Consider the following 21,179-nt stretch of genomic DNA (forward strand, 5'->3'; position numbering starts at 1 on the left):
GCCGCGCGGCGCCGCCTACGGGTGCTCAGCAGACTATAGCGATTGCATCCGCCGCTGCCTGTCGGCGCATGGCCGACGCCGGGCACGGGCGGGAACGAAAAACGGGGCGTCGACATGGACGCCCCGTATGGCTGGGGGATGGCTGCGATGGCAGCCGCTGACCGACCGCTACCGTCACGCGATAGCCACCCGGCATCGGGTCACGGGGTCGATAGCGAGAGAGGCTGTGGGCAAGGCCCGGGCAGCTAGCCCAGGCGGCCCACGGCGGCCAGCATCGAGCGGCCGTGCGCGGTGATCTGCGGACAGGGGCGTTGGCCCTGTTCGGACTGCAGGATCACCATTTCCTTGGAGATCAGCGCGTCGAGATCGACGGGATCGATTTCGCGCGCGGGGATGGTCGACGTATCGTCGCGGGTATGCGGGCCATTGCCGATCAACATCAGCGTGGCAAGTTCATGTGGGCTCAGCACGGTGTTCTCCTTGGCGAGAGGGGAGCGGTTGCTGGGGACATGGGGAGCGCGTGAACCGTATGCAGCGGTGCGCCCCTCCGGCGGAATTGTGGACCATCGCCCCGGCGCTTGCACGCTGCATCGCATCGTGATGGCGAGTCGACAGTCATGGGCATTGGACGGGCATCCCCTGCACGGGTTCCTGTCCGATACAAAACCGCTACACGTTGCAGGGCTGTCATGCCTGCGTCATGCGCGGCGGTGCCGGTTTTCCAGCATGATGCCCCAGCGCGGCCGCGCCGGGTGCCATGCCCCTTACAGCCCCATGGCGATGCCGTCGCTGCGTGGGTCGTGCGCGCCGGCGATCGTGCCGTCGTCGTACAACGCGATGGCGCCCGGATGGCCGGCCAGCGGGCTCTGCGCGTCGATGGGGCTCACTTCGTGACCGCGGGTCGACAGCGCCGCGATCACATCGGCACCCGCGTCTGCCTCGATCTTCAGGCTGTCGCGGCTGTCCGAGAACGTGCGGCCCAGCAGGAAGCGCGGCCGCGCCAGCGCCTGCAGCGGGTTCATCCCGTAGTCGATCAGCCGCGTCAGCACTGCCGCCAGCGTCTGCGGCTGGCCGTCGGCGCCCTGCGTGCCATACATCAGCCGGGGTTTGCCGTCGCGCAGGTACATGCCTGGATTGAGCGTATGGAACGGCCGCTTGCGCGGTTGTATCGCGTTGTGATGGGTGGGATCGGTGGAGAACGCCGCGCCTCGGTTGTGCCAGAGAATGCCGGTGTCGCCGGCCACCACGCCGCTGCCCCAGTCGAAGTACACGGTCTGCAGCACGCTCACGCAGCGGCCCTCGGCGTCCACCGCGCTCAGGTACACGGTGTCGCCGTGCTGGTAGACGTGCGGCCAGGGCTGGGCGCGTTGCGGATCGATCCGCGCGGCCAGCGTGCCCAGCCGGTCGGGGGCCAGCATGGCGTCGACCGGGACGGCCGCGAACTCGGGGTCCGCCACATGGCGGTTGCGCTCGATAAACGCCTGTTTCACGGCTTCCACGAGCAGGTGGTAGTAGTCCGCGCTGCCTTCAGGGATGGCGGCGACGTCGAACCGGTCCAGGATGCCGAGGATCTGCAGCGTGGTCACGCCCTGCGTGGGCGGCGCCAGGCTCAGCAGCTCGCCGCCGCGATAGGGCACGCGCAGCGGCGCCTCGTCGCGCGCGGCGGTGCGCGCCAGGTCGTCGCGGGTGAGCGGCGATCCGGCTGCCTGCAGGCCCGCGGCGATGCGCGCGGCCAGTTCGCCTTCGTAGAACTCGCGCGCGCCGAAGCGGGCGATGCGCTCCAGGCTGCGGGCCAGCGCCGGCTGCCGCAGGCGGTCGCCGGCTTCGGGCAGGCGGCCATCGGGCAGGAAGACGTCGGCAAAGCCGGGCCAGTCGGCCAGCTCGGCGGCGCGGAATGCCTGCCAGAAGCGCTGCGACGGCGTGACCGGAAAGCCGTCCTCGGCCAGCGCGATGGCACGCTCGAACAGCCGGCTCCAGCCCAGCCGCCCGCCCCATTGGTCGCGGCTGATGGCGAAGGCGCGGTCCCAGGTGTCGACCGTGGCCGCCGAGGTCAGCGCCGACGCCGGCCCGCGCGTGGGTATCGCATCGCCATAGTCGGGCAGCGCTGCAGCGGCCTGCCCGATGCCGGACAGCGCGCGCGCGTTGCCATGCCGGTCGCCGACGATCCAGAACGCGTCGCCGCCCAGGCCGGTGAAGTGGGGATAGGTGACGGCCAGCGTGGCGCCGACGGCAATGGCCGCCTCGATGGCGTTGCCGCCCGCGCGCAGGATGTCCAGCCCGGCCTCGCTCGCCAGCCGGTGCGGGCTCGTGACCATGCCGGTCCGGGAAGTGGCCAGCGCGCTCATCCGTGTTGCCCGCCCAGGTACGCCTGCACCAGCGCCGGGTCACGCGCCAGCGACTCGGCATCGCCGCTGGCCACCACGCGGCCCTCTTCCAGCACGTACGCGCGGTCGGCCAGCGCCAGCGCCAGCGCGGCCATCTGGTCGACCAGCAGGATCGTGATCGACGCGTCGCGCAGCGTATCGAGCGACGCAAACAGTTCGTCGATGACCTTCGGCGCCAGGCCCAGCGACGGCTCGTCCAGCAGCAGCACGCTCGGGTTCGACATCAGCCCGCGCGCCACGGCCAGCATCTGCTGCTCGCCGCCCGACAGCAGGCCGGCGCGCTGGTGCTGGCGCTCGCGCAGCCGGGGCCAGCGCGCGAACATCGACTCGATGCGGCGCGTCATCTCGGCGCGCGGCAGGCGGCCGGACGGAAACGCGCCGAGCCGCAGGTTGTCCAGCACCGACAGTTCCGGAAACACCTGGCGGCCTTCGGGCACCAGCACCACGCCCAGTTCGGCAATGCGGGCCGCGTCGAGCCGGGCCAGGTCGATGCCGTCGAACGTGATGCCGCCGCGCACCGGCCGGTGCAGGCCCGACAGCGCGCGCATCAGCGTGGACTTGCCGGCGCCGTTGGCGCCCAGCAGCGCCACCATTTCGCCTTCGCGCACCTGCAGGTCGACGTCGTGCAGCACGGGCGCCGCGCCGTAGCCGGCGCGCAGCGCGCTGACGCCCAGCACTTCGGGCGGCGTGGCGTCGGTGCCGGTGCGGGCACGGCGGCGCGTGACCGTGCCCGACGCCTCGCCCAGGTAGGCACGCCGCACGGCCGGATCGGCGCGTACCGCATCGGGCGTGCCGCGTGCCAGATGCTGGCCGGCGTCGATGACGACGATGTTGTCGGACACGTCCATCACCAGCGACATGTCGTGCTCGACCAGCCCCACGGCCACGCCGCTATCGGCAATCCGGCGCAGCAGGCGGCCGAGCATCGCTTTGTCCTCGCGCGACAGGCCGGCGGCCGGTTCATCCAGCAGCAGCACGGCCGGCCGCGTGGCCAGCGCGCGGGCAATCTCCACGAGCCGGCGATCCACGTGCGCAAGGTCGGCGGCGCTGGTATCGGGATGGCCGGTGTAGCCGCACGCGGCCAGCAGCGCGCAGGCTTCGGCGCGCACGGCGGGGGCCGTGAAGCCGGCAATGCCAAGCAGCGTGCCGAGCTTGCCGCGCGTGAGCGCGATGGCGACGTTGTCGGCCGCGCTCATGCCGGTGAAAAGCTGCGTGGTCTGGTACGTGCGCGAGATGCCGTGCCGGGCGCTGTGGCAGGCGCCGCGCGCGGGCAGCGCATCGGCGCCCAGCCGGCGGCCCCCGGCGCGCGGGCGGTAATAGCCGGACAGCATGTTGAGCACGGTGGACTTGCCCGCGCCATTCGGGCCGATCAGGCTCGTCACCTGGCCGGGCGGCAGGTCGAACGACAGGTCGTCCACGGCGCGCACGCCGCCGAACACCATCGACAGGCCCAGCGCCGACAGCCCACGCCGCTGCGCCGGTTCACGCATGGGCAGCGCGGCGCCGGCCACCGGCGCGTGGCTGGCTGGCACGGCCGGATGCAACCGGCGGAATGCCGCCGTGACCACGCCGACGATGCCGGTGGGGGCCACCCACAGCACCACCAGCAGCAGCACGCCAAAGCAGAGCAGCCGCAGGTTTTCCAGGCTGGACAGGATCTCGGGCAGCAGGCCGACGATCACGGCCCCGGCCAGCGGGCCCGCCACGGTGCCGGCGCCGCCGATCATCACCACCAGCACGAACAGGATCGACTGCAGGAACGAGAACATGCCCGGCGTGACCATGCCCTGCAGCGGCGCAAACAGCCCGCCGGCCAGGCCGGCCAGCGCCGCCGAGAACGCAAAGCCGACGGTCTTGACGACCAGCGGGTTCACGCCGATCGACGCCGCGGCGGTCTCGCTGTCGCGCACGGCACGCATGGCCGCGCCCCAGCTTCCGCGCGCGATCCGCGCATAGGCCGCCACGGCCACGCCCAGCACGGCAATGGCAATCAGCGCCAGCGCGCGCTCGCCGCTATCGACACCGGGCAGCGACGGCTGGGCGATGCCCATCAGGCCGTTCTGCCCCCCGGTCAGCGCGCGCCATTCCACGGCACCGTGCTCGACGATAAAGCCGAACGCGATGGTCACCATCGCCAGGCCCGGCCCCTTGACCCGCAGCGCGGGCAGCGCCAGCAGCGCGCCCAGCAGGGCGGCCACCAGCGCGCCCACGGGCCAGGCGGCCCAGAAGCTCCAGCCGGCCTGGCCGGTCAGGATGGCCACCGCGTAGGCGCCAATCGCATAGAAGCCCACGTGGCCGAATGACACCTGGCCGGTCAGCCCCAGCAGCAGGTTCAGGCCCACGCCGCAGATCGCCAGCATGGCGACGCCGGCAATCACGAACACGAAGTAGCCGTTCAGCGTCAGCGTCAGCGCGGCGGCGGCCAGCAGCGCGGCCACCATGGCCACGATCTGCAGCGGCGTGCCCAGACCCAGCCAGGGGGCCGGCGCCAGCGGGGCCGCGCCGGTCGCGGCGGCGGGCAGGGCGGTCGTCATTGTCTTGCTCATACCTTTCGTACCTCCGCACGGCCGAACAGCCCATCGGGGCGCAGCGCCAGCAGCGCGATCACCAGCGCGAACGTGATGATCTGCGTGTAGCTGGAACCCAGCGACGCGGTCACCAGCGCTTCGGCCACGCCGAAGATGAGCCCGGCCACCATCACGCCCCAGGCGCTGGACAGCCCGCCCAGGATCGCCACGGCAAACGCCTTGAGCCCGAACACGGTGCCCATGTCGGCCTGCACGTTGAACAACGGCGCGATCAGCACCCCGGCGATGCCGGCCAGCAGCGTAGACAGTGCGAACGCGCCGGCGATGGTGCGGCGGATGGGGATGCCCATCAGGCGCGCGGCGTCGCGGTTCTGCACCACGGCCAGCATCGCCACGCCCCAGCGGGACTTGCGCAGCACCCAGTGCAGCAGCGCGGCCAGCGCCAGGCCGACCACCGGAATCACCAGTTGCAGCGGATAGACGCCCACGCCGGCGCTGCCCAGCTGCACCGACTGCGTGGCCAGCGGCGACGGCAGGCTGCGCGGCTCGGTGCCGAACCAGAGCATCACCACGTTATCGAGCACGATGCCCAGCGCCACGGTGGCCATCAGCCACGCGTTCGACCCCCGGCTGGCAAACGGCCGCACGGCCAGGAATTCCACGGCCAGCCCGTACAGCGCGCACAGCGCCAGCGCCAGCAGCACCGCCAGCGGCATGGGCCAGCCCAGCGTCTGCGCGAACGTGTACGTGAGCACGGCGCCCAGCATCATCGAACTGCCCTGCGCGAAGTTGACGGTGGCCGACACCGCGTAGGTGATGTGAAACCCCAGCGCCATGAGCCCGTACATGCTGCCCAGGCCCAGCCCGCTGATGAGGGCGGAAATCCATAACATGGTGAGTCCTTGTCTGTCGTTGTGCTGCCGCCCGCCGCAGGCGGGCGAGGCGGCGTTACTGCTTCACCGGCACGATGCGGTTGTCGATGAACTGGGCCCAGACGTAGTCGTTCTCGGTCAGCGCGTCGTGCTGCTGCGGCGAGAACGGCTTCACGTAGGTCTTGATCAGGCCCTCGTAGCGGTCGATCTTGTAGAAGCCCTCGCGCACGGCGTCGCCCCTGGTGCTGCCGGCCTTGGCGATGGCCAGCGCGGCGAGCTGCGTGGCGTCGTAGGCGTTGGCCACGCCCACGGCCGGCGTGATGTCGTCCGGGCCCTTCACGTCGCTGTACTTGGCCTTCAGATCATTGACCACGCGCGTGCTGACCGGCGTGGGCGTGCCGAAGAAGCTGTACGTCTGCACGAAATGGACGTTCCGGGCGTTCGGCCCGGCCAGTTCGGTGAAGCGGCCGCCGGCCGGCCCCCAGTGCGAGACCACCGGCACCTTCCAGCCCATGCGGTCCAGCGACTTCACGACCTGCGCGGACGGCCCGACATTGCCCACCATCAGCAGCACGTCGGCGCCGGCGGCCTTGAGGCGGCCCAGTTGCGGCACCAGGTCCACGTCGTTGGCCTCGAACTTTTCCACGCCCACCGGCTTGCCGCCCTTGGCGGCCATCGCGGCGACGATGCCTTTCTCGTTCGATTCGCCCCACGGGTTGTTCACCAGGATCAGGCCCGGCCGCGTGGCCTTGAACGCCTTCTGCGCGTACTGGAGCATGGCCTTGTCGACCACCTCGTCCACGGCCGACACGCGGAACGCGAAGTTGGGGTTGGCGCCGTTGTGCGTGATTGGCGTGCCGGCCGCCCACGGGCCCATGAACGGCACCTTTTCCTGGTTGGCGATGGGCACGATGGCCATCGAGACCGGCGTGTCCAGCCCGCCGAACAGCACGGCCACCTTTTCCTTGTAGATCAGCTCGCGCGCGGCCAGCACGCCCTTGGCGGGGTTGCCTTCGTCGTCGCGGCGTACCAGTTCCAGCTTGCGCCCGCCCAGCAGGCCGCCCTTGGCGTTGATCTCGTCGATGGCGATGGTCATGCCGCGCGTCAGCGATTCGCCGGCCCGGGCCGACTGGCCGGAGAGCGCCGTGATCAGGCCGATCTTGATGGTGTCGGCGGCGTGCGCGGGCAGGGCGGTCATCGCGCAGGCGGCCGCGGCGGCAGCGATCAATGCACGGCGTTGGGGACGAAACATGGCAGATCTCCGGATGGGTGGATGTCGGGGCCGTGGCTCGCAAGAGCCGTGCCATCGCGTTGACGAATCCACGCCAGCTTCCGCGACACGCCAGTTTCCAACGTGCTGACGATATGGTCCGGATATTGCGAACGATCCGGGTGCATCCATGCATACGATCCGGAACGGGGCATCACGCACGAAGCCAGTGCGGTGCCCGGCGCCGGATGCACCAACCCGAAGAAAGGCAACCGTCCATGACCTTCAACCCGAGCCCGCTGGCCGCCGCGCAAGCCGCGGCCGCGCCGACGTTCGGTCCGCTGCGCCACCACGGCCGCTTTCCGTACCGGCCGATCACCGACGCCGCCGACGCGCGCTGGCCCGGCGGCGCGCACCTGGCCGTCTACCTGGGCTTCAACATCGAGCATTTCGCGTTTGGCGAGGGGCTGGGCGCCAACCTGGGGCCCGTATCGCCGCAGCCGGACGTGCTCAACTACAGCTGGCGCGAATACGGCAACCGGGTGGGCGTGTGGCGCTGCCTGGACCTGTTCGACGACCTGCAGATGCCGGCCGGCGTGCTGCTGAACACGGCGCTCTACGACCATTGCCCCGAGGTGCTGGACGCTTGTTTGGCGCGCGGCGACGAGCTGATCGGCCACGGCCACACCAACGCGCACCGCCAGAGCGAGTTCGACGAAGCCGGCGAGCGCGCGCTGATCGTCCACTGCCGCGACCGCATCCAGGCCCATTGCGGGCAGGCGCCCGGCGGCTGGCTGTCGCCGTGGATATCGGAGACGCTGGTCACGCCGGACCTGCTGGCCGAGGCCGGCTACCGCTACACGCTGAACTGGGCGCACGACGACCGTCCCGTGCGCATGCAGACGCGCGACGGCGGCACGCTGCTGTCGATCCCGTACCCGCAGGAGCTGAACGACATCCCGATGATCATCGCGCGGCAGCTCGACGGGGCCGCGTTTGCCGACATGATCGTCGACCAGTTCGATGAGATGCTGGCGCAGGCCAACCACGCGCGCCACCCGCAGCCGCTGGTGATGGGCATCGCGCTGCATCCGTACCTGGTGGGCCAGCCCTACCGCCTGCGCCACCTGCGCCGCGCGCTGGCGCACATCGCCGCGCACCGCGCCACGGGCGACGTCTGGATGACCACGCCGGGCGCGATCTGCGCGGCGTGGGACGCCATGGACCGCCCGGCGGCGACCGCCGGCACACCGCGCTAACATCATGGCCATTGTTTCCCTGACCGACGTCATGTCCACCAAAGCCGCAAGGAAAGCCCCCGCCGAGGCCGCGCCGGAAACCCCCGAGCCCGCCGATGCCGACAGCCGCATCTACCAGGCGATCTTCGACGGGGTGCTCAACCACCGCCTGACACCGGGCACGAAGCTGCCGGAACCCGAGCTCTGCAACCTGTTCGGCGTGGGCCGGGCCGTGGTGCGGCGCGTGCTGGAAAAGCTCGCGCACGACGGCATCGTTGCGCTGCGGCCGAACAAGGGCGCCGTGATCGCCGAACCCACGCCTGAGGAGACCAGCCAGATCTTCGAAGCCCGCCGCGCGATGGAGCGCGTGCTGGTGGAGCTGGCCGTGGAGCGGGCCACGCGCGACGACATCCGCGACCTGCGCCGCCAGCTGGCCGACGAGCACGACGCGATGCACCGCTTCGACCAGCCGTCGTGGGCGCGGCTGGCCAGCGGCTTCCACCTGCGCATTGCCGCGCTGGCGCGCAACCCGGTGCTGCAGCGCTACCTGACTGAACTGGTGTCGCGCTGCTCGCTGATCGTCGGCCTGTACGAGCCGCCGGGCCACGCGCCATGCGAGCACGACGAGCACGCGGCCATCGTCGCCTGCATCGAGGCCCGCGACGCGGCCGGTGCGGTGGCGCTGATGGAAGCCCATCTGCGCGAACTGGAACAGCGCATCGAGACCTCGCGCATGCAGGGCGAAAAGAGCCTGGCGCAGATGCTGGGGCTGCCGCAGCAGCCCGGCCGCAACCCCTGAGGACACCCCATGGAAATCGATTTCAGCGCGATCACCGAGTATCAGCGCTACAAGCTCATGGCCAGCCTGATCGTGCCGCGCCCGATTGCGCTGGTCACCACGCTGGGCCCGGACGGCACCGCCAACGCGGCCCCGTTCTCGATGTTCAACATGCTGGGCGAGGAGCCGCCGATCGTGATGATCAGCGTCAACCGGCTGGGCGACGGCGCGCTCAAGGACACGGCGGCCAATATCGTGCGCACCGGCGAGTTCGTGGTGCACCTGAGCGACGAGGCGATGGCGGAGAAGATGCACCGCTGCGGCGAGCGGCTGCCGCCGCACATGAGCGAACTGGCGCACGTGGGGCTGACCGCCGCGCCGTGTACCGAGGTGGCGCCGCCGCGCATTGCCGAGGCGCCCGTTGCGTTCGAGTGCCGGCTCTGGGAGACGCTGGAAACCGACAGCCGCCAGATATTCATCGGCCGGGTGCTGCGGCTGCACGCGCGTGACGGGCTAATCGACACCGAGCGCTGGCGCGTGCGGCTGCAGGACTACTTTCCGGTGGGCCGCTTCGGCGCTAGCTTCTACGTGACCACGCGCGACCGGTTTTCGCTGGAGCGGGACGCCGGCGTGGTCACGGCCTCGACCGCGATCGACGAGATGTGATCGTCAGGCCGGGTGGACCACCACCAGCAGCGCCGTGGCGACGCTTTTGCCCGGATTGGCAATCGCATGGGCCACGTCCGCGCCGTAGCGGGCGGTTTCCCCATGCTTCAGCTTTCTCTCGTCCCCGGCCGACCGTACGGTCATCGCGCCGCCGAGCACCGACAGGTGTTCCTGGGTGCCGGCCTCGTGGGGCTCCGACGCCAGCACCCCGCCTGGCTGGATCGTCAATTCATACCATTCAAAGCGTCCCGCCAGGTCGATCGGGCCGAGGATGCGCAGCTCGCAGCGCCCGTCCGGGCTCTTCAGCGCGGGGATGGCGTGCGCCTGCACCACGGCAATGGCCGGCGCCGGCGCGGCGCCCGGGCCCTGGGCCAGGAAGTCCGCCAGGCTGACGCCGAGCGCGTTGGCCAGCCGCCAGAGCACGGCCACCGTCGGATTGGCCAGGTTCCGTTCGATCTGCGACAGCATAGACTTGGAGACACCGGCGCGGCGCGACAGGTCGTCCAGCGACAACTGCTGGCTTTGCCGCAGCGCCTGCAGCGCACTGCCAACGGCTGGCGGCCCGTCGGGGGCGGCCGGCAACTTGGCGGAAGAGGGTTGCGTGGTCGTCATGTGTTCGTTATAGTGCACGGCACGTTCGTTATATAGAACACGTTCGATTTATCGAATCGAGCGATCCGAGACACTACACCGGGAGTCTGGCCATGTCGAGTGCCGAGGCGTTTTATGCATCGCTCCGCGCTGAGCTCGATGCCATCCGCGACGCGGGGCTGTACAAGCGCGAGCGCATCATCGCCACGCCGCAGGGCGCGACCGTGCGCACCGCGGACGGGCGCGAGGTGATCAACCTCTGCGCCAACAATTATCTGGGCCTGTCGTCGCATCCCAGGGTGCTCGAAGCGGCCCATGCCACGCTGCGCACGCACGGCTACGGCATGTCGTCGGTGCGCTTCATCTGCGGCACGCAGGACCTGCACAAGACGCTGGAAGGGCGCCTGGCGCGCTTTCTGGGCACCGAGGACACCATCCTCTACGGCTCGGCGTTCGATGCCAACGGCGGGCTGTTCGAGACGCTGCTGGGCGCCGAGGACGCCGTGATCAGCGACGCGCTGAACCATGCGTCGATCATCGACGGCATCCGCCTGAGCAAGGCGCGCCGCTATCGCTACCAGCACAACGACCTGGACGACCTGCGCGCCCAGTTGCGCCAGGCCGACGCCGACGGCGCGCGGTACAAGCTCGTGTTCACCGACGGCGTGTTCTCGATGGACGGCACCGTGGCGCGGCTGGACGAGATCCGCGCCATCTGCGACGAACACGGCGCGCTGCTGGGCATCGACGAATGCCATGCCACGGGCTTCATGGGCCCGCGCGGGCGCGGCACGCACGAGGCGCGCGGCGTCTTCGGCAAGATCGACATCATCACGGGCACGCTGGGCAAGGCGCTGGGCGGGGCGTCGGGCGGATTCACGTCGGGCCGCAAGGAAGTGATCGACCTGCTGCGCCAGCGCTCGCGTCCCTACCTGTTCTCGAACACGGTGGCGCCGGTGATCGTGGGGGCCAGCATCGAGGTGCTGGACCTGCTCGAAGCCAGCACCGCATTGCGCGACAAGCTCGAACAGAACACGCGGTTCTTCCGCGAAGGCATCGTGCGGCTGGGCTTCGACATCAAGCCCGGCGACCATCCGATCGTGCCGATCATGGTGTACGACGCCGAGAAAGCGCAGCAACTGGCCGACCGGCTGCTGGCGCTGGGCGTCTACGTCGTGGGCTTCTTCTATCCCGTGGTGCCGAAGGGGCAGGCGCGGATCCGCGTGCAGATGAGCGCGATCCACGACGAGGCCACGCTGCAAACCGCGCTGGACGCCTTTGCGCAGGCCGGCCGCGAACTGGGGCTGATCCGATGAGCAGCGCCGGCGAATCCCCCGTGCCGAAGATCCTGATCATCGGCGCCAACGGGCAACTCGGTTCCGAACTGGCCCTGGCGCTGGCCGAGCGCTACGGCCGCGGGCAGGTGGTGACGTCCGACGTGGTGCCCACCGGCCGCCATGTCCACATCGCCCACGAAATGCTCAATGTGACCGACCGCGGCGAGCTGGCGACGGTGATCGAGCGGCACGGCATCAACCAGATCTACCTGCTGGCTGCTGCGCTGTCCGCTACCGGCGAGAAGGCGCCGCAGTGGGCCTGGAACCTGAACATGACCGGCCTGCTCAACGTGCTGGAGGCTGCCCGGCATCACGGCATCACGCGCGTGTTCTGGCCCAGTTCGATCGCCGCGTTCGGCCCCACCACGCCGCGCGTGGACACGCCGCAGAAGACCGTCATGGAGCCGACCACGGTCTACGGCATTTCCAAGCAGGCCGGGGAGGGCTGGTGCCGCTGGTACTTCGAGAATCATGGCGTGGATGTGCGCAGCGTGCGCTACCCGGGCCTGATCTCGCACAAGACGCCGCCCGGCGGCGGCACCACGGACTATGCCGTCGACATCTTTCACTACGCGGTGCGCGGCGAGCCCTACACCTGCTTTCTGAACGCCGGCGAACGGCTGCCGATGATGTACATGCCCGACGCCATCCGCGCCACGCTGGAACTGATGGAGGCGCCGCGCGACGCCGTGCGCGAGCGCGGCAGCTACAACCTGGCCGGCATGAGCTTTACGCCGCAGGAGATTGCCGACGCGATCCGCCAGCGCGTGCCCGGCTTCGAGATCCGCTACGCGCCGGACTACCGCCAGGCCATCGCGCAGGGCTGGCCCGATTCCATCGACGACAGCGCCGCCCGGCGGGATTGGGGCTGGCAGCCGCAATTCGGCCTGGCCGAGATGGTCGACGACATGCTGACAAACCTGCGCACCGCCGCGCCGCCTGTCGTTTCCAGCACATCTGGCTGAGTTGCTGTCTCAATGTGGCGGATGGTGTACGTGAAACAATTCGCAAAGAAATCATTTGCATCCTAATTAATTCACGTCTATCATTCGGCCCATGCCTCCGATAGACGCCCTCCGTTTCGCCTTCACCGGCCAGCTCATGCTGTCCGGGCGCCAATGGCGACAGATCAGCCAAGCCGCAGTGACCGCCCACGGCATCTCCGCCGCGGCGGCCGCCCCTTTGCTGTTTATCCGTCGCCTCGGCGGCGGCGTGCGCCAGGTGACGCTGGCCGACTACGTGGGCGTGGAAGGTGCCACGCTGGTGCGGCTGGTGGACCAGCTTTGCGCGGCCGGCCTGGTGCGCCGCGAGGTGGACCCGAGCGACCGGCGCGCCAACGTGCTGTCGCTGACAGAGTCCGGCGAGCGCATGGCCGAGTGCATCGAGGTGGAACTCAAGCAGTTGCGGGCCGAAGTGTTCGCCGAGATCAGCGAGGCCGACATGGCCGCCGCGCTGCGCGTGCTCGATGCACTGTCGCGGGCGGCCGCATCGGCGGGCGGCAAGCAGGAGTCCTGACCGCCATGATGAGCTGGCCGTCGGCCCGGGACTGGGTCTTTTCCTTCAAGGCGTTCGCCGCCGCCATGCTGGCGCTCTGGATCGCGATGTATCTGGGGCTGCCGCGTCCGTACTGGGCGATGGGGTCGGTCTACATCGTCGCCCATCCGCTCACCGGCGCCACGCGCTCCAAGGCGCTGTACCGCGTGCTGGGCACGCTGATCGGCGCCGCCGCCGGCGTGGCCATGGTGCCGCCGCTGGTGAACTCGCCGCCGCTGCTGACGGCCGCCGTGGCCGTCTGGGTGGCCTGCCTGCTGTATGTGGCGCTGATGCACCGCACGCCGCGCAGCTACGTCTTCATGCTGGCCGCCTACACGCTGCCGCTGATCGCGCTGCCTTCCGTGGACAACCCCGGCGCCGTGTTCGACCTTGCCGTGGCCCGTGCCGAGGAAATCTGCCTGGGCATCCTGTGCGCGGCCGTGGTGGGCGCGGTGGTGTTTCCGGCCAGCGTCGCCAACGTGCTGCGTGACAAGTCGCGCCAGTGGATGGCCGACGCGGCGCTGTGGGCCGGGGACATGCTGTCGCCGACGCCCGGCGCGGCCGTGTCGCGCCACCACAGCCGCCACCGCCTGGCGGCCGACATCCTTGCCCTCGACCAACTGATCAGCCAGCTTGGCTACGACGCCGAAAGCGCCGCACGGGTGCGTGCCGCCCGCGAACTGCGCGGCCGCATGACGATGCTGCTGCCGGTGCTGTCGTCGCTGGCCACGATCGTCGAATCGCTGCAGGCCGCCGGTGGCGTGTCGGCGCCGCTGGCCGCGCAGATGCGGGCCGTGCGCGACTGGATCCAGGCCGGCGCGGCCGATGGTGCGCGGCCGGTTCTGTCGCCCACGCCACTCCAGCCGGGCTGGGACGCGGCGCTGGTTGCCGCCGCCGAAGACCGGCTGCAGCAGATGCTGGCGCTCTGGCACGACTGCGTGACGCTGTGCCGCCGCCTGGGCGACAAGCACATCGAGGGCCAGTGGGTGCCCGAATTCCTGCGCTGGGAAGTGGGCCGCGCGCGCCACTACGACCACGGCATGCTGCTGTTCTCGGTGGTCACCGTGGCGCTGGCGATCTACGCGATGGGCATGGTCTGGATCCACACGGGCTGGGCCGATGGCGCCGGTGCCGTGGCGCTGGGCGCCATCTCGTGCTGCTTCTTTGCCGCGCTGGACGAACCGGCGCCGATGATCCAGTCGTTCTTCAACTGGAACCTGGTCTGCCTGCTGATCTCGCTGGTGATGCTGTTCGCGGTGCTGCCGGTGGCGCACGACTTCGAGATGCTGGTGCTGATGTTCGCGGTGCCGTACCTGATCATCGGCCTGCTGGTGGCGCAGCCGCGCCTGGCGATGATCGGCATGCCGCTGGCCGTGGTCACCGCCAACGACATCGGCATCCAGGGCGCCTACAGCGCCAACTTCCAGTCGTTCCTGAACAGCAACGTGGCGGGCATCGCCGGCATCGCGTTCGCGCTGGCGTGGACGCTGGTGGTGCGGCCGTTCGGCACCCGCGCCGCCACGCGCCGGCTGGTGCGGGCGGGGTGGAGCGACATCGCCGAGAACGCGCTGGGCAGCGACCCCGGCTCGCATACGCGGCTGCGCGCCCGGATGCTCGACCGCCTGGCGCAACTGGTGCCGCGGCTGGCCGCCAGCGCCAGCGAGGTGTCGTCCGACGGCTTCAGCGAGGTGCGCGTGGAACTGACCGCGCTGGCGCTGCAACGCGAGATGCCGGCCATGCCTGACGATGCCCGCCACGCGGTGCGGCGCGTGCTGCGCAGCATTGCCGGCTACTACAAGGCGCGGCTCGATGGCACGGCCGACGCGCCGCCGCCCGCGCTGCGCACTCGGCTGGACAACGCCCGGCAGAAGGTGCAGTCGCCCGTGGCGCTGGCCGCGCTGGTCGACATGCAGGTGGCCCTGTTTCCGCCGGCGGTGCCGGCAACCGTTTCCGGAAAAGCATGATGCCCGGTGAAATCAGTCTCTATGGCGTGTTCATCCCCAGCCTGCTGGTGTGGATGCTCGTCGCGTTCGTCATCACGAGCGGGGCCCGCGCGGTGCTGTCGCGCGTGGGGTTCTACCGGCTTGTCTGGCATCGGTCCCTCTTCAATCTGGCGCTGTACGCCATCGTCCTCGGTGGCGTGGTGGCGCTGGTTCCTTCGCTGCAATCATGAAACTCAGACTCTCTTCGCTCGGGCCGGTCGTGCTGACGCTGGCCGTCACCGCCGCTGGCGCGGTTGTCGTCAAGCACCTGTGGGACTACTACACGGTGGCCCCGTGGACCCGTGACGGGCATATCCGCGCCGACGTGGTGCAGGTGGCGCCCGACGTCTCGGGGCTGGTCACGCACATCGCCGTCAAGGACAACCAGTATGTGAAGGCCGGCGACGTGCTGTTCGAGATCGACCACGAACGCTACGCGCTGGCGCTGCGCCAGGCCGAGGCCACCGCCGCGGCCGTGCGCGCCAATCTGGCCCAGGCGCGGCGCGAGGCATCGCGCAGCCAGAAGCTGTCCGAGGTGGTGTCCAAGGAAATCATCGAGGAAGGGCTGGCCAAGGTGCAGCAGGGCGAGGCCCAGCTGGCGCAGGCCGATGCCGCCATCGGCGTGGCGAAGCTGAACCTGGCGCGCACCAGGGTGCTGAGCCCGGTGGAAGGCTACGTCAACGACCGGCTGCCGCGCCTGGGCGACTACGTGGTGACCGGCAAGCCGGTGCTGTCGATGGTCGACGCCCGGTCGTTCCACGTGGAAGGCTATTTCGAGGAAACCAAGCTGCATGGCATCCATATCGGCAGCCCGGTGGACATCCGCATCATGGGCGAGAAGCGCGTGCTGCATGGCCATGTGCAGAGCATCGCGGCCGGTATCGAGGATCGCGACCGCACCAATGGCTCGAACCTGCTGCCCAACGTGAACCCGACATTCAACTGGGTGCGTCTGGCGCAACGCGTGCCGGTGCGCATCCACTTCGACCAGATGCCGGCGGACGTGCGCCTGGTGGCGGGCCGCACCGCGACGGTGTCCGTCAAGGACGGCGGCCAGACGGCCGACAAGCCTGCCGCGCCGGCCGCGGCACGCCATGCCCCTGAAGACAAGGTCGCGCTGGCCGGCAAGGGCGCGCCCGCAACCGGAGTGCTGCAGTGAATCGCCTTGCCCGTGCCACGCTGGCGGCCATGATGCCGCTGGCGCTGGCCGCCTGCATGACCGTCGGCCTCGACCACAAGGTGCCGGACGCGGCGGCCGTCAAGTCGGCCGCGGCCAACGGCCCGTTCGCTCATGCCGACAGCGACGCGGTGTCAATTGCCGACGTGCCCAACGACTGGTGGCGCCTCTACGACGACCCCCGCATCGACGCACTCGTGCAGCAGGCGCTGGTCGCCAACACGGACCTGCGCGTGGCGGCGGCCAACCTGAAGCGGTCGATTGCCGTCTACCACGAGGTGGAAGCCGAGAACCTGCCCGAAGCGAAGTTCCGCGCCAGCGCCGAGCGCGGCCAGATTGCCGGCGAGCCGCTGCTGCACGAGGAGAAGATCCCGGCGATGAACTTCGGCGACATCGGCTTCGAGGTGTCGTACCTGATCGACTTCTGGGGCAAGCTCAAGCGCGCCGACGAGGCCGCGCTGGCGGCCGCGCAGGCCAGCCATGCCGCGCTGGACCAGGCGCGCGTGGGCGTGGTGGCCGAGACGGTGCGCGCCTACGTGCAGGGTTGCACGGCCACACACGAGTTGCACGTGGCCCAGCATCAGCTCGATCTGCAGGAACGCAGCGTGAAGCTGGCGCAGAAGCTGGTCGACGCCGGACGCGGCCAGCCGACCGACCTGCTGCGCGCCCAGGCCCAGGCCGACACGCTGCGCGCCGTGCTGCCCCGGTATCGCGCCGAGCAGGAGGGCGCGGCCTACCGGCTGGCCGTGATGCTGGGCAAGCCGCCGATGGCGCTGGACGTCAAGAGCGTGGCCTGCGAGCACGTGCCCGCGCTGAAGCAGCCGCTGCCCGTGGGCGACGGCACGGCACTGCTCAAGCGGCGCCCGGACGTGCGGCAGGCCGAACGCGAGCTGGCATCGGCCACCGCGAAGATCGGCGTGGCGACGGCCGACCTGTACCCGCAGATCCGCATCGGCGCGTCGGCGGGCTTCACCGGCATCCTGGACCACCTGGGCCAGGCGCCGACGGCCCACTGGGGCTGGGGCCCGGCGATCTCGTGGACGATTCCAACCAGCGGCACGCGCGCGCGCATCCACAACATGGAGTTTGGCGCGGAAGGGGCGCTCGCCCATTTCGACGGCGTGGTGCTCAAGGCGCTGCGCGAGACGCAGGGCGCGCTGTCGGCCTACACCCACGAGCTGGAGCGCAACGCATCGCTGCGCGCCGCCCGCGACAAGGCCGACGAGGCCGCGCGCCAGAACCGCATGCTGTGGCAGGCCGGCCGCTCGCCGTACCTGCAGAGCCTGGACGCCGACCGCACGCTGGCCAACACCGACGCCGCGCTGGCCGCGTCCGACGCCCAGGTGGCGATGGACCAGATCAACCTGTTCCTGGCGCTGGGTGGCGGCTGGCAGAACGCGCCGGCGATTGCTGTAGGGGGACAATAAAGATTGAGAAATCTTGCCAATAAAGTTTGAGAATCCGGTAAAGCAATCGGTGGGAAAGCCGCATCGTTACAGGCTCTACGGTTTTTTTGTCGGCGCAATCGACACATCACGGCCAATCGTGACTGTCTTCTGCGTGCTGTCCGCTTCTCATGCCTATTGGCCGTCTTTTCGGTGCAGCGCTCACCTGAACCGCTTCCGTCTCTGTGACCCAGAGAGCAAGACTAGGCAGTCAAGACACTCTCCACTCTCCCTCCGGCATACCATGACCACCTCGACCGCAATCGACTCACTGTGCGATTTGGCTAGACTGGACTAAGTCGATAAGGGGTGGGAATGAAAACTATTCATTTTTAGAAGATGAACTTCTCTCGACTCGTCGACGCCGCTGCCGGTGGGGAAGAAATAGTTATCGCCAAGGCGGGTAAGCCGGCGGCGGCGCTGGTACCAACTAAGGCTGCTGTAAAGGTGCAACGGTTTGGAGACCTGAGGGGAGAGATCAAGATCGCGGACGATTTCGATGCGGCGTTGCCGGACGACGTGCTGGCTTCGTTCGAGGGGAGTTGATGCGAGTAATTCTCGCCGGCGAGGGCATCGGCAACTGGGCCCAGTTTTTCGGAAGTCGAAAAGCAAAGTGCGGCAATCACTGCACCGGAGAAAACCTGCCAAGCAACCCGCCCTCTCGAAGCTTTCTATAGTCCGTGTGACGTGCGAGGGACCACGTCTTTAGCCTCATCTGTTCAGCAAACTGGGCAAAATGTTGGAATGTGCCTAGGATACTGGACATATGGAGACGTTACGCAGCACAACCCCCGTTCTCGAGCGCCAATTGCTTCTGCAGTTGGGTGATCGAATCAAACGCCTGCGCAAGGCGAAAGGCCTGACGACCATCGAGATGGCTCGACGAGTGGGGGTGTCGCGGACGACGCTCACTTCAGTCGAAGCTGGAGATCCGACTCCATCGATCGGAACCTACCTGCGCGTGATGTCGGTACTGGGCGTCGCTGGGGATCTCGCGATGTTGGTGTCGGATACGTTTCAGCCCGCACCGCCGGGCTCAGCCAGCGCGAACACTCGGCGCGCTACCCCGCAGGTTCAGGTCTTCGTTCGCTCTGATCCGGATCGGCATCAAGCTCAAGATCTGCAAAGCCTGGCACTACATGAGGAAGCGGTGCGGTTGCTACGCACCAACCCAGAGCTTGTAGATCGGGTAAGGGCGACGCTGGCTAAGTGGCTGGCCAATGGACCGAGTCGCTCCGAAAGCTTGTGGAGGGAATGGGAGAACATCATTGCCCATAACATGTGGCGGAAGGCGCTTGGGCGTACCAAGCGGGCTCAGGAGCTGAGGCAGGCGTCGCCGCTACCGACGGTGCTACCGGACGATGTGCGGCAACGCGTCATCTTTCAGGTTAGAGCGCTTAAAAAGGGGGGCGTTCTTGGGGATGTTGCCGAAGCCCTATCGGCTGAGGGGGCGCGATGAAGCGCGAGGACTTGGATCACATCATTCGCGCGTCTGGAAATATTTGGGACGAGTATAAGATCCGCTACGGCTCGGACTATTTCGACAGTCGTCCGCTCCTGGCAGGGCAGAGCGGTAGCCGACAATGAAATCCTTATTAATCTGGGGCCGTCATTTGACCGAACTGATTTAGAAAATCGAGTAAATGCAGCAAATCTTCGGGAATCGTCTCTCGCGAGAATTGATTGGCGATAACTCCATCGCTCAGTGTCACCCCACAGGATTCTTGCAATTGGCGGTTAAGATTGGCAAGAATCTCCTTTCCAGGCACCATGGCTTCGCGCCCCTCGACCTGCGACCACCTAGCTTCAAATTCCCTAGATAGCTTTGCGTTAACGGTCGCTGAATCTAGATTGCCTGCGGTACGTTTCTTGAAGTCAGAATAGCGAGCAAGTAGTTGCGCAAAAACCTCGTGGCGTACATCTTCCATATTCGCATTAAGTAGAGCTTCAATATTCGGAAGCATGCCAACAAATTTACCCGTTCTTCGCTCCCTCTCTCGCAGGCGAGCTTGAAGGGCTAGAGTAAGTGGTTTGACTGTGAGTAAGTAGTTTTCGATTTCTTTGCGCTTGTGTATGTGTACGTAAAATCCGTTCTCTTTAAGCTCTCTCTCGATTTCGGATATTTCTTCGTCGCACCGATAGTCGCGATCGAGAATTACCGACCGCAGAATCTTCCCTCCGACTGTCTTCTCGATGCCAGCAGCGAGATCAATTGCCCTTCGAGGATTGAAACCTTCTGTCTGGATCACCGCAAAATCACTGCGGTTTGCGAGTTTTTGCATTCCCAGCGTTCGAGCTAATGGCGCAAGAATCTGAAAATCCAATCCTTCCACGAAAACGGCACGCCGAGTTTTTGCAAGCTGCGTTAAGGTCGGGTTGAGGTTCGACCCTAGGGCTGAAAAAACCCGCTTTAATTGAGAAACATCTCGAACTCGGCTAGCCGAACTCTTTCGCTTGTTGATGTTTAAGAGACTAGTTGGTTCGCATTCTGCGATAATCTCTGTAGAGTGAGTTGCTAAGACAATATCTGGGCCCAGTTCCCGCAACAAGGAGACCAACTGTCTTTGAAGATCTGAGTGGAGGTAGATGTCCGGTTCATCAATGACCAAGAGGCTGGCCGAGGATGATTTGACGATAAAAGTCAACATTTGGCACCAAACTTGGAAGCCGTAGCCAGACCAGCAGATTTCGCGAGGAAATCGTTCCTCGGGGCAAAACATTAACAGAAATTTACCGTCATCGCTCAATTCCGGCCGTTCGATGTCCATCCCTGGCCAAGTTGATTGCACTAATTCACGAAATCGGGAAAAGTCTTCTGGGTAGTAATACCAAATATTTCGAAAATTACGAGACGCCCCGCTTGCGAGTAAGGCCTTTCGTGCGGCTTCTTTTTGATACCGAGGTTCGTGCTGCTCCACAGGGCCGAGAATCGGGACAAATCCAATATCAATGTCGTAAGCATTTCGAAATTGACTGGGACTTCGAATAGCGCCATTTTTTGGCTCGGCCACCAAAACACAAAGACCACGCTCGGGAAAATGCAAATACAAAATATTTTCATTGGATAGACGGAAGACTATTGTCGCAGTGCGACTGTCGTCATAGTCATGGAATATGTTCTCCGATGCGACCGGCAATCCATCAATATTAATCTTGTAGCCCTGCATGGCGATGCCATCGACAGTGACTCGTTCTGGATTCTTGGCGCGAGCCTTCCGTAAGCCTTCATGCAGAATCCGGAAGGCTCCGACAATTGTAGATTTCCCGGAATTGTTAGGTCCGGCCAAAACATTGAATTCTTGAAGATTTATGGAAAAATTTTTAAATGCTTTGTAATGAGTAAATTTTACAGAGACGACTCTCAATAAAGCCATAATTCACTCGCAATTATTTTATATTGAACACCAGCTCTCAGCGACTGGCATTGCCAGGCCGCCA

The 21,179-nt window shown here is 67.1% G+C and carries 19 protein-coding genes; 12 read left to right on the top strand and 7 right to left on the bottom strand.

Annotation, left to right across the window (positions count from 1 at the left end; genetic code table 11):
- Window positions 1–245: 245 nt before the first annotated feature.
- The 5 genes from QTN24_RS06745 to QTN24_RS06765 all read right to left on the bottom strand — a co-directional run bounded on the left by QTN24_RS06745 (window position 246) and on the right by QTN24_RS06765 (window position 7,036).
- Window positions 246–470 carry a hypothetical protein gene (locus tag QTN24_RS06745; RefSeq protein WP_313835993.1) on the bottom strand — a complete coding sequence of 75 codons (225 nt, stop codon included), beginning with the start codon at window positions 468–470 and terminating at the stop codon, window positions 246–248.
- Window positions 471–764: 294 nt separating this feature from the next.
- Window positions 765–2,345, bottom strand: a complete 1,581-nt coding sequence (gene ggt / locus QTN24_RS06750; RefSeq protein ID WP_313835994.1) for a gamma-glutamyltransferase — start codon at window positions 2,343–2,345, stop codon at window positions 765–767.
- On the bottom strand, window positions 2,342–4,918 hold the full coding sequence (locus QTN24_RS06755; RefSeq protein WP_313835995.1) for an ATP-binding cassette domain-containing protein: 2,577 nt from the start codon (window positions 4,916–4,918) through the stop codon (window positions 2,342–2,344). Before QTN24_RS06755 ends, ggt begins: the two co-directional genes overlap by 4 nt.
- Window positions 4,919–4,926: 8 nt before the next feature.
- The gene (locus QTN24_RS06760) at window positions 4,927–5,805 is read right to left on the bottom strand and encodes a branched-chain amino acid ABC transporter permease (protein WP_124686409.1); all 879 of its coding nucleotides are present in this window, start codon (window positions 5,803–5,805) and stop codon (window positions 4,927–4,929) included.
- Window positions 5,806–5,860: 55 nt separating this feature from the next.
- Window positions 5,861–7,036: an ABC transporter substrate-binding protein gene (locus QTN24_RS06765; RefSeq protein WP_313835997.1), complete on the bottom strand. Its 1,176-nt coding sequence runs from the start codon at window positions 7,034–7,036 to the stop codon at window positions 5,861–5,863.
- Window positions 7,037–7,272: 236 nt separating this feature from the next.
- Between QTN24_RS06765 and QTN24_RS06770 the strand changes: the two genes are divergently transcribed.
- From QTN24_RS06770 to QTN24_RS06780, 3 genes are read left to right on the top strand one after another with little or no spacing between them, the layout of a single operon-like run.
- Window positions 7,273–8,253 carry a polysaccharide deacetylase family protein gene (locus tag QTN24_RS06770; RefSeq protein WP_313835998.1) on the top strand — a complete coding sequence of 327 codons (981 nt, stop codon included), beginning with the start codon at window positions 7,273–7,275 and terminating at the stop codon, window positions 8,251–8,253.
- A 31-nt stretch (window positions 8,254–8,284) separates the two neighbouring features.
- A complete protein-coding gene (locus QTN24_RS06775) occupies window positions 8,285–9,031 on the top strand; it encodes a GntR family transcriptional regulator (protein WP_313836381.1) in 747 nt (248 codons plus the stop codon).
- 9 nt (window positions 9,032–9,040) lie between these two features.
- Window positions 9,041–9,676, top strand: coding sequence for a flavin reductase family protein (locus QTN24_RS06780; protein WP_124686412.1), 636 nt, complete (start codon window positions 9,041–9,043; stop codon window positions 9,674–9,676).
- A gap of 3 nt (window positions 9,677–9,679) precedes the next feature.
- Here QTN24_RS06780 and QTN24_RS06785 read toward each other — a convergent pair whose 3' ends face one another.
- Window positions 9,680–10,288, bottom strand: a complete 609-nt coding sequence (locus QTN24_RS06785; protein WP_313835999.1) for an XRE family transcriptional regulator — start codon at window positions 10,286–10,288, stop codon at window positions 9,680–9,682.
- Between the two features lie 92 nt (window positions 10,289–10,380).
- Here QTN24_RS06785 and kbl point away from each other — a divergent pair, with 92 nt between their 5' ends.
- From kbl to QTN24_RS06830, 9 genes are all read left to right on the top strand, one after another.
- Window positions 10,381–11,583: a glycine C-acetyltransferase gene (gene kbl / locus QTN24_RS06790; protein ID WP_124686414.1), complete on the top strand. Its 1,203-nt coding sequence runs from the start codon at window positions 10,381–10,383 to the stop codon at window positions 11,581–11,583.
- Window positions 11,580–12,569 (top strand): L-threonine 3-dehydrogenase, encoded by a 990-nt coding sequence (locus QTN24_RS06795; RefSeq protein ID WP_313836002.1) that lies wholly within the window; start codon window positions 11,580–11,582, stop codon window positions 12,567–12,569. The genes kbl and QTN24_RS06795 overlap by 4 nt, the downstream gene beginning before the upstream one ends.
- 91 nt (window positions 12,570–12,660) lie before the next feature.
- Entirely contained in the window at window positions 12,661–13,119 is a 459-nt protein-coding gene (locus QTN24_RS06800) for a MarR family winged helix-turn-helix transcriptional regulator (RefSeq protein WP_124686416.1), read from the top strand.
- Window positions 13,120–13,124: 5 nt separating this feature from the next.
- The gene (locus QTN24_RS06805) at window positions 13,125–15,101 is read left to right on the top strand and encodes an FUSC family protein (protein ID WP_313836004.1); all 1,977 of its coding nucleotides are present in this window, start codon (window positions 13,125–13,127) and stop codon (window positions 15,099–15,101) included.
- Window positions 15,101–15,310 carry a DUF1656 domain-containing protein gene (locus QTN24_RS06810; RefSeq protein WP_124686769.1) on the top strand — a complete coding sequence of 70 codons (210 nt, stop codon included), beginning with the start codon at window positions 15,101–15,103 and terminating at the stop codon, window positions 15,308–15,310. The genes QTN24_RS06805 and QTN24_RS06810 overlap by 1 nt, the downstream gene beginning before the upstream one ends.
- Window positions 15,307–16,278, top strand: coding sequence for an HlyD family secretion protein (locus QTN24_RS06815; RefSeq protein ID WP_313836006.1), 972 nt, complete (start codon window positions 15,307–15,309; stop codon window positions 16,276–16,278). The genes QTN24_RS06810 and QTN24_RS06815 overlap by 4 nt, the downstream gene beginning before the upstream one ends.
- Window positions 16,275–17,723, top strand: coding sequence for a TolC family protein (locus tag QTN24_RS06820; RefSeq protein WP_313836008.1), 1,449 nt, complete (start codon window positions 16,275–16,277; stop codon window positions 17,721–17,723). The genes QTN24_RS06815 and QTN24_RS06820 overlap by 4 nt, the downstream gene beginning before the upstream one ends.
- 357 nt (window positions 17,724–18,080) lie before the next feature.
- Window positions 18,081–18,287 carry a type II toxin-antitoxin system Phd/YefM family antitoxin gene (locus QTN24_RS06825; protein WP_144198148.1) on the top strand — a complete coding sequence of 69 codons (207 nt, stop codon included), beginning with the start codon at window positions 18,081–18,083 and terminating at the stop codon, window positions 18,285–18,287.
- Between the two features lie 220 nt (window positions 18,288–18,507).
- Window positions 18,508–19,200: a helix-turn-helix transcriptional regulator gene (locus QTN24_RS06830; protein WP_144198149.1), complete on the top strand. Its 693-nt coding sequence runs from the start codon at window positions 18,508–18,510 to the stop codon at window positions 19,198–19,200.
- Between the two features lie 136 nt (window positions 19,201–19,336).
- Here QTN24_RS06830 and QTN24_RS06835 read toward each other — a convergent pair whose 3' ends face one another.
- On the bottom strand, window positions 19,337–21,115 hold the full coding sequence (locus QTN24_RS06835) for an AAA family ATPase (protein WP_144198150.1): 1,779 nt from the start codon (window positions 21,113–21,115) through the stop codon (window positions 19,337–19,339).
- Window positions 21,116–21,179: the final 64 nt, after the last annotated feature.

Origin of the sequence: Cupriavidus sp. SZY C1, assembly GCF_032190535.1 — a bacterium.
Lineage (GTDB): Bacteria > Pseudomonadota > Gammaproteobacteria > Burkholderiales > Burkholderiaceae > Cupriavidus > Cupriavidus pauculus_C.

What these genes read in the sequence shown, in the direction of transcription:
- ggt (WP_313835994.1), bottom strand. Translation starts at nt 2,345, where the DNA reads ATGAGCGCGCTGGCCACTTCCCGGACCGGCATGGTCACGAGCCCGCAC.
- QTN24_RS06755 (WP_313835995.1), bottom strand. Translation starts at nt 4,918, where the DNA reads ATGACGACCGCCCTGCCCGCCGCCGCGACCGGCGCGGCCCCGCTGGCG.
- QTN24_RS06760 (WP_124686409.1), bottom strand. Translation starts at nt 5,805, where the DNA reads ATGTTATGGATTTCCGCCCTCATCAGCGGGCTGGGCCTGGGCAGCATG.
- QTN24_RS06765 (WP_313835997.1), bottom strand. Translation starts at nt 7,036, where the DNA reads ATGTTTCGTCCCCAACGCCGTGCATTGATCGCTGCCGCCGCGGCCGCC.
- QTN24_RS06770 (WP_313835998.1), top strand. Translation starts at nt 7,273, where the DNA reads ATGACCTTCAACCCGAGCCCGCTGGCCGCCGCGCAAGCCGCGGCCGCG.
- QTN24_RS06775 (WP_313836381.1), top strand. Translation starts at nt 8,285, where the DNA reads ATGTCCACCAAAGCCGCAAGGAAAGCCCCCGCCGAGGCCGCGCCGGAA.
- QTN24_RS06780 (WP_124686412.1), top strand. Translation starts at nt 9,041, where the DNA reads ATGGAAATCGATTTCAGCGCGATCACCGAGTATCAGCGCTACAAGCTC.
- QTN24_RS06785 (WP_313835999.1), bottom strand. Translation starts at nt 10,288, where the DNA reads ATGACGACCACGCAACCCTCTTCCGCCAAGTTGCCGGCCGCCCCCGAC.
- kbl (WP_124686414.1), top strand. Translation starts at nt 10,381, where the DNA reads ATGTCGAGTGCCGAGGCGTTTTATGCATCGCTCCGCGCTGAGCTCGAT.
- QTN24_RS06795 (WP_313836002.1), top strand. Translation starts at nt 11,580, where the DNA reads ATGAGCAGCGCCGGCGAATCCCCCGTGCCGAAGATCCTGATCATCGGC.
- QTN24_RS06800 (WP_124686416.1), top strand. Translation starts at nt 12,661, where the DNA reads ATGCCTCCGATAGACGCCCTCCGTTTCGCCTTCACCGGCCAGCTCATG.
- QTN24_RS06805 (WP_313836004.1), top strand. Translation starts at nt 13,125, where the DNA reads ATGATGAGCTGGCCGTCGGCCCGGGACTGGGTCTTTTCCTTCAAGGCG.
- QTN24_RS06810 (WP_124686769.1), top strand. Translation starts at nt 15,101, where the DNA reads ATGCCCGGTGAAATCAGTCTCTATGGCGTGTTCATCCCCAGCCTGCTG.
- QTN24_RS06815 (WP_313836006.1), top strand. Translation starts at nt 15,307, where the DNA reads ATGAAACTCAGACTCTCTTCGCTCGGGCCGGTCGTGCTGACGCTGGCC.
- QTN24_RS06825 (WP_144198148.1), top strand. Translation starts at nt 18,081, where the DNA reads ATGAACTTCTCTCGACTCGTCGACGCCGCTGCCGGTGGGGAAGAAATA.
- QTN24_RS06830 (WP_144198149.1), top strand. Translation starts at nt 18,508, where the DNA reads ATGGAGACGTTACGCAGCACAACCCCCGTTCTCGAGCGCCAATTGCTT.
- QTN24_RS06835 (WP_144198150.1), bottom strand. Translation starts at nt 21,115, where the DNA reads ATGGCTTTATTGAGAGTCGTCTCTGTAAAATTTACTCATTACAAAGCA.